The sequence below is a fragment of the Thiobaca trueperi genome (assembly GCF_004342175.1).
Classification (GTDB): Bacteria; Pseudomonadota; Gammaproteobacteria; order Chromatiales; family Chromatiaceae; genus Thiobaca; species Thiobaca trueperi.
Window position 1 is genome coordinate 121,886 of the sequence record NZ_SMAO01000007.1, and the last position, 11,943, is coordinate 133,828.

10 protein-coding genes are annotated in these 11,943 nt (G+C 60.0%); 9 read left to right on the forward strand and 1 reads right to left on the reverse strand.

Annotated elements, in window-relative coordinates:
- Positions 1-69 precede the first annotated feature (69 nt).
- From EDC35_RS13725 to lnt, 4 genes are all read left to right on the forward strand, one after another.
- Positions 70-507, forward strand: a complete 438-nt coding sequence (locus tag EDC35_RS13725) for a flagellar protein FlaG (RefSeq protein ID WP_132977822.1) — start codon at positions 70-72, stop codon at positions 505-507.
- 10 nt (positions 508-517) lie between these two features.
- Positions 518-847 carry a hypothetical protein gene (locus tag EDC35_RS13730; protein ID WP_132977823.1) on the forward strand — a complete coding sequence of 110 codons (330 nt, stop codon included), beginning with the start codon at positions 518-520 and terminating at the stop codon, positions 845-847.
- Between the two features lie 154 nt (positions 848-1,001).
- The gene (gene fliD, locus EDC35_RS18875; RefSeq protein WP_243651670.1) at positions 1,002-3,752 is read left to right on the forward strand and encodes a flagellar filament capping protein FliD; all 2,751 of its coding nucleotides are present in this window, start codon (positions 1,002-1,004) and stop codon (positions 3,750-3,752) included.
- A gap of 150 nt (positions 3,753-3,902) precedes the next feature.
- Positions 3,903-5,414, forward strand: coding sequence for an apolipoprotein N-acyltransferase (gene lnt / locus EDC35_RS13745; protein ID WP_132977824.1), 1,512 nt, complete (start codon positions 3,903-3,905; stop codon positions 5,412-5,414).
- 506 nt (positions 5,415-5,920) lie between these two features.
- On the opposite strand, the gene EDC35_RS13750 is transcribed toward lnt, so the two are convergent.
- Entirely contained in the window at positions 5,921-6,778 is an 858-nt protein-coding gene (locus EDC35_RS13750; RefSeq protein WP_132977825.1) for an NAD(+)--dinitrogen-reductase ADP-D-ribosyltransferase, read from the reverse strand.
- Positions 6,779-6,965: 187 nt separating this feature from the next.
- Between EDC35_RS13750 and nifH the strand changes: the two genes are divergently transcribed.
- From nifH to EDC35_RS13775, 5 genes are all read left to right on the forward strand, one after another.
- Positions 6,966-7,847, forward strand: a complete 882-nt coding sequence (gene nifH / locus EDC35_RS13755) for a nitrogenase iron protein (RefSeq protein WP_132977826.1) — start codon at positions 6,966-6,968, stop codon at positions 7,845-7,847.
- 166 nt (positions 7,848-8,013) lie between these two features.
- Positions 8,014-9,504, forward strand: a complete 1,491-nt coding sequence (gene nifD / locus EDC35_RS13760) for a nitrogenase molybdenum-iron protein alpha chain (protein ID WP_132977827.1) — start codon at positions 8,014-8,016, stop codon at positions 9,502-9,504.
- A 133-nt stretch (positions 9,505-9,637) separates the two neighbouring features.
- Positions 9,638-11,209 (forward strand): nitrogenase molybdenum-iron protein subunit beta, encoded by a 1,572-nt coding sequence (gene nifK, locus EDC35_RS13765; RefSeq protein WP_132977828.1) that lies wholly within the window; start codon positions 9,638-9,640, stop codon positions 11,207-11,209.
- Between the two features lie 153 nt (positions 11,210-11,362).
- Complete coding sequence (gene nifT / locus EDC35_RS13770) at positions 11,363-11,581, forward strand: putative nitrogen fixation protein NifT (RefSeq protein ID WP_132977829.1); 219 nt, start codon at positions 11,363-11,365, stop codon at positions 11,579-11,581.
- Between the two features lie 17 nt (positions 11,582-11,598).
- On the forward strand, positions 11,599-11,799 hold the full coding sequence (locus EDC35_RS13775) for a 4Fe-4S binding protein (protein WP_132977830.1): 201 nt from the start codon (positions 11,599-11,601) through the stop codon (positions 11,797-11,799).
- Positions 11,800-11,943 lie beyond the last annotated feature (144 nt).

Consider the following 11,943-nt stretch of genomic DNA (forward strand, 5'->3'; position numbering starts at 1 on the left):
TGAAGGTCAGGTGAGTGACAGATGGGCGGTTCTCCACGCGGGAACCGCCCGTGCGAACAGGAGAGAAATATGGCCAGCGATCCCTTGAGTCTGGCGGGATTGACACGGACGATTCCGTCTGCCAGCGGCGCCGGAATGCGCCCGGCCCCGAACGTCGAGAACGGCTCGGCTGGCGCTGCGCCCGAGAGCAGTCAGGCCAGCGTGACGACCGGTGCTCATGCCAGCAGCCTGGATGCATTCCAGCGCGGCGGATCCGGCGCGGTCAAGGCGAGTGACCAGGAGACGGTCGAGAAACTGAACGAGGCGGTTGATAAGATCAACGAGATGATGCAGAACGGCAAGCAGACGCTGACCTTTCAGCTTGACGAAGAGTCCGAACGCATGGTGATCCGGGTGCTGGATGCGCAAACCAAGGAAGTCATCCGCCAGATCCCAAGTGAAGAAACCTTGAAATTCGCAAAATATGTCGATGGTCTGGTGGGATTGATTTTTAACAAAAAGGCTTAGCAACGATTGCATGTCTGAAAGCCAGTTGATCGCCATGTTCCATGCTGGAACAGGGCGAAAATGCAGCGATCGAATTCAAATCAGTTGGCGTTCGTGCCGAGTCGCTTGCACGCGAGCCGGAAAGCGGCCCAATACCATCACGCCGGAAAAGCTCAAGATCGGCGTCTCCTATGTCGTGAATCCGATCATCGTCAACTTCACGGATAACCTGCGTTATGACCGTCGCGGGCGCGACCTGCCGACGGTTTACTGCGAATCGCTCAAAATCGGTCGCCCTGCCGAGTTCATCGAGTTGGGCGAGGAGTTTCGTGTGATTCCGCCCCTGCCAAACCGGGCCTGAAAGCTTCCGGACGGGGCGAATACCCCGCCCGGCTCGGTTCACTCAGGATCGGCCAGTCAATTCAAGATTTCGGTGCGGGTGCCGATAAAGATTCAGAGAATCAATGCGGGCATGGCTTGGAGTGGCTTGCCCCAAACGCTGAGGGGTGGCAATCATGGCAAGCAACGACATCATCAGTTCGCTTGGCGCCGGTTCGGGGATCGATATCGCCAAACTCGTCACCCAGTTGACGGCGGTGGAGCGCGCACCCCAGCAAGAACGGCTCGATGCGCGCAAGGAAAAGCTGGAGGCGCAGATCTCCGGTTATGGTCAGTTGAAGAGCGCGCTCGATAGCGTTCAAACCGCGATGGCGGCCCTGGGCGATAACGATCTCTTCAATGCCCGCTCGGTCTCCGTGCCGAGTTCCGATGTCATCACGGCCAACAAGGTGGCGCCCGGCGCTCAGACCGGCACTTACAAGATCGAAGTCACGCAGGTGGCCAGCGCCCAATCACTGGCGATGGCGAGCCAGTCTGACCGTGCCGCCGCACTCGGCAAATCCGGTGATCTGAACATTCGTTTTGGCGAGTGGGAGAATGCGTCCACATTCAATGTCAACAATGATCGTGCCTCGCTCAAGATCAGCGTCGCGGCGACCGATTCGCTTGATAGCATTGCCGAAAAGATCAACAGCCAGAATGCCGGTGTGCAGGCGTCGGTGCTGAAAGTGGATGGCCAGTTCCAGCTCATGCTGACCTCGCCCTCGGGCAAATCGAACGCCATGGAGATCACAGGCAGCACCGCCAGTCTGAGTGACTTCAACTTCAATAGCACGAACCGGACGGCAACGCAGACCCAGGCAGCGCAGGATGCCGAGTTGACGCTCAATGGCCTGAAAGTCACGCGCGAAAGCAATGACATTGATGATGTGATCCCCGGACTGTCTTTCACAATCAACAAGGCGTCACCTAGCGAGAGCCTGAGTTTTTCGATTACCGCAGACAAAAGTACCGCCGAGCAGTCGATTCGCGATTTTGTGACGGCCTACAACACGTTTCAGAAGAGCGCCCAGGAACTGGTGGGCTACAGCCGCGACAAGGACAACAAGCTGGTGCGCGGGGCGCTGGCCGGCGACAGCGCCGCCCGAACCATGATCAGCCGGCTGCGCGAGACCATCGGTGGCTCCGTGCCGGGCGTGCAGAGCGGGTTCACGGCGCTGACCAATGTGGGGATCCGCACTGAGCGCGACGGTTCGCTTTCGATTGATGAAAAGGAATTCAGCGCGGCGATCAGCGGGAATTTCAACCAGCTTGAAAGTCTGTTTGCCACCCGCAGCAGTTCGACCAACACGGCGGTCTCGGTGAATCCCGGCACCTTTGCCAATCGCGCGGTCTCGGGCACGCACGATGTCGTCATCACCCGCGATCCGACGAAAGGGCAGGCGGTTGGCAATGCGATCACTCATCCATTGGCGACGGGTACGTCACTGGTAGCCTCCGGGGAAAGCGGCGGCTACAGTTTCAAGCTCAACGTGGGCGGAACCCAGTCCGACACCATCGAACTGACCGGCAGTTATGGTTCAAGCGCTGCCCTGGTTGCGGCGCTGCAAACGCAGATTGATGCCGATACCAGTCTGGCGGGAAAGGGTGTGACGGTCGGTTTCGATGCCGGTACCGGGCGTTTCAGCTTTGCGAGTCAAACCAGTCCAACCGACCCGGTTACGTTCAGCGCGATCGGCAACCAGATGGGTGCGCTGGGGTTCACGCCGACTGCTGCCAGCCTCACTGCGAACGACATGACGCTCGCGCTCGACCCGGACACAGGGGATTTCGTGACCCCGCTCGATACGTCCGCCCCCGGCGATTACAGCTTTAAAATCAATGTCAATGGGGTCGGATCGGACCTGATCCAGCTCACTGGTACCTATGCCAACCCTCAGGCTCTGCGCAACGACCTGCAATCGTTGCTCGATAGCGATGCCGCGCTCACCGCCGACGGGGCGGGCGTGGATGTCAGCTTCAATGACCAGACCGGAAAATTCAGCTTCGTCTCGCGGCAGTCCGGCGAGGCGTCCGAGGTGAGCTTCACGCAGGCCAGCCCCCAGATGGCCGAGCTTGGCATTGATAACAGCCTGACCGCAGCCGGCACCGGCCTGACGGCCATGACCCATTCATTCAGCACGCCGACGCTAGTGACCTCCGGCCCGGGTCTGGATTACAGTTTCAAGATGAGTGTCGATGGGATCAAATCCGGTAGCATCACACTCACCGGCAGCTATGCCTCAGTCGAGGAACTGCGCGCCGATCTGCAATCACAGATCAATGGCGACGCCACGCTGAAAAAGGCGGGGGCGGCAGTGGATGTGAACATCAATACCGATCCCGATACCGGCGTCCAATCGTTCAGCTTCGTCTCGCGTGAGTATGGTTCGATCTCGAAGGTTAGCGTCACCGAGGCCAGCGCCGATATGGCCGCCCTGGGTATCGCATCGTCGGGTCTGACCAGCACTGATGGTGTCGATGTGAAAGGCACCATCAACGGTCAGGAGGGTTTCGGTGCCGGCAATGTGCTGCTGCCCGCGCTCGACTCCGCTGCCTATGGCCTGAATCTGAGCGTCAGCGAGGGGGCGACAGCACAGGGCGCCTTCCAAATCAGCTTTTCGCGCGGCATTGCCGGTGAGCTATCCAAGCTGATCGATGATTTCCAGGGCGCAGCGGGCGTGTTCAAGACACGCGAGGACGGCATTCAGAAGCAGCTTGACGGGATCAAGGAAGAGGTCAGTCTGCTTGATACCCGGATGGAAGGCATCTCCGCCCGTCTCACCGCCCAGTTCACCGCCATGGAACGTATCGTCAGCAGCCTCAAGGACACCGGCAGCCAGTTGGACGGCCTGAATGACCGGCTGCCGTTTACGGCCTCAAGCTAAACCGCATCCAGCGCGAGATGCTGAGTTTTGAGTGACTTCGACGTTTGGCGCATCAATGACCATGATGGCGATGCCTGACTGAACATTTGACCCCAGGGGTCGCGACTGCTAGAAACAGCGGCGTTTCCAGTCAAACCCCTGGCGGTTTCCATGCAGCCTCTGCTTCACTCGCGTCTTGCTCCGATTCTCCCCGCGTTGTTTGCCCTCGGCAGCGGTGCGCTGCTTGTCCTCGGTTTTGCGCCTTTCTCATTCTTTCCGCTCGCCGTTCTCGCGCTGCTGGGATTTTTCCACAGTCTGACGGGCGCGACACCGCGCGCCGGTTTCTGGCGTGGCTGGCTGTTCGGTGTGGGCCTGCTGGGTTTCGGGGTCTTCTGGATCCGTATCAGCCTCAATGAGTTCGGCAACATGGATGCCTGGGTCGCCCATCTGCTGACGGCGCTCTTCATCGGGGCGATGGCGCTCTATTACGGCCTGGCCGGCTGGCTGATCTGCCGTCTGGATGGCGGTTCGGTCTGGGTTGGGCCGCTGCTTCTGCTGCCGGGCGTTTATGTGCTGCTCGAATGGCTGCGCGGCTGGCTCTTCACCGGCTTTCCCTGGCTCAATCTCGGTTACACCCAGATCGAGGGGCCGCTCGCCGGTTATGCGCCGGTCGCGGGGGTCTATGGCGTCAGTCTGCTGGTCGCGCTCTCCGGCGGTCTGCTGTGGGGGCTGATCCGCTGGCCGGGTCGCGCCCGTCTGGCGACGGGATCCTTTCTGGCGGCGATCTGGCTCGGCGGCGTCGGTCTACAGCAGGTCGAATGGACCGAGCCTTCTGGCCCGGCATTCAAGGCCAGCGTGGTTCAGGCCAATATCCCGCAGGCGGTCAAATGGGCGCCGGACGCCGGGGTCATGATCGCGCAGGCCTATCTGGAGCTCACCCTGGATCATCTCGACTCGGATCTGATCGTCTGGCCGGAGACCGCACTGCCTGATTTTCTGCATCAGGTTCGCGCTCCGCTGCTGACGCCCCTGGCCGAACGCGCCCGCGCCGAGGGCACTGAAATCGTGCTCGGCATTCCGGTGATGGAGGAGACCGGACGCTATTACAACGGCCTCCTCAGCATCGGCAGTCGCGAGGATCTCTATGCCAAGCGCCACCTGGTGCCTTTCGGCGAATTCATGCCCTTCAAATCCTGGCTTGGCCCGCTGGTGCAACTCTTCGAGGTGCCCATGTCGGATTTCAGTCGCGGCGACAAGACGCGCCCCCTGCTGGTGGTGGGCCAATATCTGGCCGGTGCGTCCATCTGTTATGAGGACGCCTTTCCGACCGAGGTCGTGCAGGCGCTGCCCGAGGCGCAGTTTCTGATCAATGTCAGCAACGATGCCTGGTTTGGTGATTCGCTCGCCCCGCATCAGCATCTGGAGATTGCCCGTATGCGCGCGCTGGAGACCGGGCGTTTTCTGCTGCGCGCGACCAATACCGGGATCTCGGCCATCGTCGATGAGCGGGGTCGGACGATGGCTTCCGTGCCCTCATTCGTGCGCGGTGGCGCGACCGCCGAGGTGCAGCCCCGCGTTGGCGCGACGCCCTTTGTCCGGTTTCACAACTGGCTGGCCATCGGGTTGGCGTTGACGATGATCGTGCTTGGTTTGCTGGTCAGGCGATTAGGCCAGGGTCGATAAGCACGCTTACGCTGCCGGCCATGGAGAGCGAAGCGAAGGCCGGTAGTCCCGGGTAGGCGTAGAGCGCGGGCGTAGCGCCGGAGTCGCGTAGGGGCCAGCGGTCCCGAAGCGGCGAAGGCGATATGCAAGCGCCTCCGAGACGCCGTCGAGTCATTCGTCGTAGGGCCGGTGCGCAGCCCAAGCGCGCCCGTTGGGCGCTGCTTGTGGCGGAGCGGCGGCCCGGAGCGGGACGAGCCCGGGCCAAAAAGTTGTCACGTCGCGAGGGCGTAAGGGCGACTCGGAGTCCCGTTACGCATCCTGAGCGGCGTTGACACCCCGGAACCGCGCCCAGCGCAGTATGCGATGTTTTGGGTTGGATCGATCTTGACAGTATCGACGACTGTGTGTGCCGGCTCGGATTAAGATATTGAAAAATATAAAATCTTAAACCGCGTCTCCACTGAGGTCGGTGACATCCGCAGGGCTGAACACAAGCTGAAAATGATGCCTGTCGCGCTGGACGCGGTTTAAATCGTACTGATCTCAACCTCATACACCCCGCCGATCACGACATACTCATCCTCGCCTCTGAGCATGCCCGGCAGCAGGCGGTTATAGAAAAAGACCTTGGGCAGCGGAGCCCGGGTCATGAGGATGTAATCGCCGAATTCGTCCGCCCGCTCGCGGTGGCTGGTGAAGCTGTTGAGGTTGTTGAAGAGCACCCGGTAGCGCCCGGCGCCACAGGTTCCCAGGATTTCGTGATCATCGATGCGGTTGATGCCGCGATAGAGTCTGAGATGGCTGGCCGCAGACTGTTCGCGCCGCAGTTCGTACTGGCAATAGGTATAGAGCAGGTCGAGCTGCGCCTCCAGTGCATTGGTCGCATAGAGACCCCGCGCGCCTTCAAGCAGATAACGCTGGTAGGCATCGCCGCTGTGATCGAGCAGTGAGCCGGCGTGATGACGCGCCAGCAGACCGAAGCGGCTCTCGACCCAACGTTTGAGCACCGCCCCCTCGCGTCCATCCGAATCGAATGACCAGCCGCGCACCAGACGCAGATAGTTGGCGTTGACCCGCGACTTGCGCTGGCGTCCCGGCATCAGTCCGGCCTCTTCCGGTTCCTCCAGCAGAAAACGCACCGTCATGTAATCCATGAAACGCTGCGCGCGCGTCGGCTGATCGGGCAGTGAGTCCAGGGTGGTGAAGAGCCCGGCATGAAAGTCGCGAATGCCGTCGATTTCCAGTGCGACCGGATGCTGCTGATAGGTCAGACTGCCCAGGATCACGGCGGGCAGGTTGCAGCGATTCATTGGCAACCGCGCACAGGCGGGGAGGGTGGGTGTCGGGTGTCGCTCGGTTTGTGCGATTTGTCGGTTGTTGTCCATGCAGACCCTGCGGCTTTGTCGCGGATGCGACCAGATCAAATGACGCTGTCATTTGATTGGGTTTATTTTTATTTTTTAATCAGTCAGTTAGGTCTGATTTAAAAACTGGCACGGGGGTTGCTTTATTACTGTCGTCGAGTGAATTCGTTCAACGCTTGCAACAGCAGGCACCACAGGAGAGCAATCCATGGCAATGCGTCAATGCGCCATCTACGGCAAAGGCGGTATCGGCAAGTCCACCACCACCCAGAATCTCGTCGCCGGTCTGGCCGAGCTGGGTAAAAAGGTCATGATCGTCGGCTGTGACCCCAAGGCCGACTCGACCCGTTTGATCCTGCACTCCAAGGCGCAGAATACCATCATGGAGATGGCCGCCGAAGCGGGTTCGGTGGAAGACCTCGAACTGGAAGATGTGCTCAAGGTCGGCTACGGCAACATCAAGTGCGTCGAGTCCGGCGGTCCTGAGCCGGGTGTGGGCTGCGCCGGTCGCGGTGTCATCACCGCCATCAACTTCCTCGAAGAGGAAGGCGCTTATGAAGCCGATCTGGACTTCGTGTTCTATGACGTGCTCGGCGACGTGGTCTGCGGCGGGTTCGCCATGCCGATCCGCGAGAACAAGGCGCAGGAAATCTACATCGTCTGCTCCGGCGAGATGATGGCCATGTTCGCCGCCAACAACATCGCCAAGGGCATCGTGAAATACGCCAGCTCCGGCAGCGTGCGTCTCGCCGGCCTCATCTGCAACAGCCGTAACACCGCCCGCGAAGATGAACTCATCATGGAGCTGGCCCGTCAGTTGGGTACTCAGATGATCCATTTCGTGCCGCGCGACAACGTGGTGCAGCGCGCCGAGATCCGCCGCATGACGGTCATCGAGTACGACCCCAAGGCCAAGCAGGCCGACGAGTACCGCAGCCTCGCGCAGAAGATCATCGACAACAAGATGTTCGTCGTCCCGACCCCGATCACCATGGATGCACTCGAAGACCTGCTGATGGAATTCGGCCTGATGGACGGCGAAGACGAAAGCATCATCGGCAAGACGGCGGCGGAAGAAGCGGTTGCTTAAGCAGTTGGCAGTTGGCAGAAAACCATGTGGTTCTGTTTCAGCGCGTCAAGCTCAAATCTGACGACTGACGACTGACGACTGACGACTCAAGTTACCGAAAACACGCAAGTCAGAAAATTCTGATGCCGGGAGTCCGCAAATTGGCGGCACGGCAGGAGCAAAGGTCATGACAGCATTGACTCGTGAAGAGACCCAGGCCCTCATCCAGGAGGTGCTTGAGGTCTACCCGGACAAGGCCAAGAAGGATCGCGCCAAGCATCTGGCCGTCAACGATCCTTCGGTGGAACAGTCCAAGAAGTGCATCACCTCCAACCGCAAGTCGCTGCCTGGCGTCATGACCATCCGTGGTTGCGCCTATGCCGGCTCCAAGGGTGTGGTCTGGGGTCCGATCAAGGACATGATCCATATCTCGCACGGTCCGGTCGGCTGCGGCGCCTATTCGCGTGCCGGTCGCCGCAACTATTACGTTGGTCATACCGGCGTCAATACCTTCGGCACCATGAACTTCACCTCGGATTTCCAGGAGAAGGACATCGTCTTCGGCGGCGACAAGAAGCTCGCCAAGCTGATCGACGAGATCAATGAGCTGTTCCCCCTGGTCAAAGGGATCAGCGTGCAGTCCGAGTGTCCGATCGGTCTGATCGGCGACGACATCGAGGCGGTGTCCAAGAAGAAGGGCAAGGAACTCGACAAGCCGATCGTGCCGGTACGCTGCGAAGGCTTCCGGGGTGTGTCCCAGTCGCTGGGTCACCACATCGCCAACGACGCCATCCGCGACTGGGTCATCGGCAACCGCGATGGTGATCCGACCTTCCAGACCACGCCTTACGATGTGGCCGTGATCGGCGACTACAACATCGGTGGCGACGCCTGGGCCTCACGCATCCTGCTTGAGGAAATGGGTCTGCGCGTGGTGGCTCAGTGGTCCGGCGACGGCACCCTGGCCGAGATGGAACTGACCCCCAAGGTCAAGCTCAACCTCATCCACTGCTACCGCTCGATGAACTACATCAGCCGCTTCATGGAAGAGAAGTACGGGATTCCGTGGATGGAATACAACTTCTTCGGCCCGACCAAGATCGCTGAGTCGCTGCGCAAGATCGCCGCCTTCTTCGACGAGACCATCCAGGCCAATGCCGAGAAGGTCATCGCCAAATACGAGGCCGAATACAGCGCCATCATCGCCAAGTACCGTCCGCGTCTGGAAGGCAAGCGGGTCATGCTGTACGTCGGCGGTCTGCGTCCGCGCCACGTGGTCGGCGCCTACGAAGACCTGGGGATGGAAGTGGTCGGCACCGGCTATGAGTTCGCCCACAACGACGACTACGACCGCACCATGAAGGAAATGGGCGAGGCCACGCTGCTCTATGACGATGTCACCGGCTACGAGTTCGAGGAATTCGTCAAGCGGGTCAAGCCTGACCTCATCGGCTCCGGCGTCAAGGAGAAGTACATCTTCCAGAAGATGGGCGTGCCCTTCCGTCAGATGCACTCCTGGGATTACTCGGGTCCGTACCACGGCTATGACGGCTTTGCCATCTTCGCCCGCGATATGGACATGACCGTCAACAATCCCTGCTGGAACAGCATGCAGGCGCCCTGGCTCAAGCCCGCTGAGGGTGAGACCGAGGTCAAGAAGCTGGCCGCCAGCGCCTGATTGACCTAGCCACCAGCTTCCAGCCGCCAGACTCCAGCGTATCTTGCTGGTCCTGAAGGCTGGTCGCTGGAAGCCCCGATGAACCCTTTGCATGTCGTCGTCCGCAGATTAGCGGCGCGGCAGGAGCACACTCATGAGCCAGACAGTCGATAAGATCAAACCCTGCTACCCGCTGTTCGGCGATGCCGACTATGTCGAGAACCTCGCCAACAAGCGGGCGACAGTCGAGGAAGCGCCGCCCATCGATAAGATCGAAGAGGTCTTTCAGTGGACGACGACCAAGGAATACCAGGAGCTGAACTTCAAGCGCGAAGCCCTGACCATCAACCCGGCCAAGGCCTGTCAGCCGCTCGGCGCGGTGCTCTGCGCACTGGGCTTCGAGAAGACCCTGCCTTATGTCCATGGTTCGCAGGGCTGTGTGGCTTACTTCCGCACCTATTTCAACCGTCATTTCAAGGAGCCGGTTGCCTGTGTCTCCGACTCCATGACCGAAGACGCGGCCGTCTTCGGCGGCCAGAAAAACATGTTCGACGGTCTGGAGAACGCCAAGGCGCTCTACAAGCCCGAGTGCATCGCGGTCAGCACCACCTGCATGGCCGAGGTCATCGGTGACGACCTCAATGCCTTCATCGGCAATGCCCGCAAGGAAGGGTACATCCCGGAAGAATTCCCGGTCCCCTTTGCGCACACCCCGAGCTTCGTCGGCAGCCACACCACCGGCTGGGACAACATGTTCGAGGGCTTCCAACGGCATTTCACGCTGAATTACATGGAAGACAAGGTCGTCGGTTCCAACGGCAAGATCAACATCGTGCCCGGCTTCGAGACCTATCTCGGCAACTACCGCGTCATCCATCGCATGATGAATGAAATGGGCGTCGGCTACAGCCTGCTGTGCGATCCGACCGAGGTGCTGGATACCCCGGCCGATGGCGAATACCGCATGTATGCTGGCGGCACCCCGCTCGCCGAGATGAAGGATGCGCCGAACGCCATCGACACGCTCCTGCTGCAACCCTGGCAGTTGCCCAAGACCAAGAAGTTTGCCGAGATCACCTGGAAGCAGCCGGTCAACCACATCAACATCCCCATGGGGCTGGAGTGGACCGACGAGTTCCTGATGAAGGTCTCCGAACTGACCGGCAAGGAGATCCCGGCGTCGCTGGCCAAGGAGCGCGGGCGTCTGGTCGACATGATGACCGACAGCCACACCTGGCTGCACGGCAAGAAGTTCGCGCTCTATGGCGATGCCGATTATGTTCTGGGCATGGTCAAGTTCCTGCTGGAGCTGGGCGCCGAGCCGACCCACATCCTCTGCAACAGCGCCAACAAACGCTGGAAGAAAGAGGTTGAAAAGGTGCTGGCGTCCTCGCCCTACGGCGCTGGCGGTCAGGTCCATATCGGCTGCGACCTCTGGCACATGCGCTCGCTGTGCTTCACCGACAAGCCGGATTTCCTGATCGGCAACAGCTACGGCAAGTTCATCCAGCGCGACACCCTGCACAAGGGCAAGGAATTCGAGGTGCCGCTGATCCGCATCGGCTTCCCGATCTTCGACCGTCATCACCTGCATCGGATGACGACCCTGGGTTACGAGGGCGCTATGTACATCCTCACCACCCTGGTCAATGCGATACTGGAGCGTCTGGACGACGAGACCCGCGAGATGGGCGTGACCGACTACAACTACGACCTGGTTCGCTAATCTGAAATCGCGGCGCGTGGCGCGGACAGTGCCACGCGCCGCAATTTCCGATGTGTTCAATTTTTTAACTCCCTCTCCCCCGAGGGGGAGAAGGTTGGGGTGAGGGGCGGTCGGTTGCACTCACCGTGATGATTGAGCGACGAGACAAGCGCCATGCCCAATGTGATGATTCGCAAGAACGACGCGGGAGACCTGCTCTTCTACGTCGCCAAGAAGGATATGGAGGAGACCATCGCCTCCGTGGAGACGGACACCTCCGAGACCTGGGGCGGGGAAGTGGTGCTGACTGACGGATCCCGTTGGTACATCGATCCCATCAGCCCGCCACCCGTTTTTCCGACCACCCTGCGCTTCAAGCGCGGTGATGAGTGACATCTGGAGAAATCGTTATGGCCATGAAAATCGTCCGTGAACTCTGTACCGCCTGTGGCGACTGCGAGCCGGTCTGTCCGACGCAGTCCATCACGCCCTTCAAGGGCGTCTACAAGATCGACGCCAACACCTGTAGCGAATGCGAGGGCGATGGCGAGCCCGGCTCGCCGCAGTGTCTCGATGTCTGCATGGAAGACGACTGTATCGTGTCAGTCTGATGCCATCGATTGTCGGGTTGGCGTTGTCCAACCCGATCTGGCGCGGAAAATGGACAGGATTAACAGGATTTTCCAGGATGGACAGGATTTTATAAATCATTCTTTTTAATCCTGTTAATCTTGGGTCATCCTGTTAATCCTGTC

What these genes read in the sequence shown, in the direction of transcription:
- EDC35_RS13725 (WP_132977822.1), top strand. Translation starts at nt 70, where the DNA reads ATGGCCAGCGATCCCTTGAGTCTGGCGGGATTGACACGGACGATTCCG.
- EDC35_RS13730 (WP_132977823.1), top strand. Translation starts at nt 518, where the DNA reads ATGTCTGAAAGCCAGTTGATCGCCATGTTCCATGCTGGAACAGGGCGA.
- fliD (WP_243651670.1), top strand. Translation starts at nt 1,002, where the DNA reads ATGGCAAGCAACGACATCATCAGTTCGCTTGGCGCCGGTTCGGGGATC.
- lnt (WP_132977824.1), top strand. Translation starts at nt 3,903, where the DNA reads ATGCAGCCTCTGCTTCACTCGCGTCTTGCTCCGATTCTCCCCGCGTTG.
- EDC35_RS13750 (WP_132977825.1), bottom strand. Translation starts at nt 6,778, where the DNA reads ATGGACAACAACCGACAAATCGCACAAACCGAGCGACACCCGACACCC.
- nifH (WP_132977826.1), top strand. Translation starts at nt 6,966, where the DNA reads ATGGCAATGCGTCAATGCGCCATCTACGGCAAAGGCGGTATCGGCAAG.
- nifD (WP_132977827.1), top strand. Translation starts at nt 8,014, where the DNA reads ATGACAGCATTGACTCGTGAAGAGACCCAGGCCCTCATCCAGGAGGTG.
- nifK (WP_132977828.1), top strand. Translation starts at nt 9,638, where the DNA reads ATGAGCCAGACAGTCGATAAGATCAAACCCTGCTACCCGCTGTTCGGC.
- nifT (WP_132977829.1), top strand. Translation starts at nt 11,363, where the DNA reads ATGCCCAATGTGATGATTCGCAAGAACGACGCGGGAGACCTGCTCTTC.
- EDC35_RS13775 (WP_132977830.1), top strand. Translation starts at nt 11,599, where the DNA reads ATGGCCATGAAAATCGTCCGTGAACTCTGTACCGCCTGTGGCGACTGC.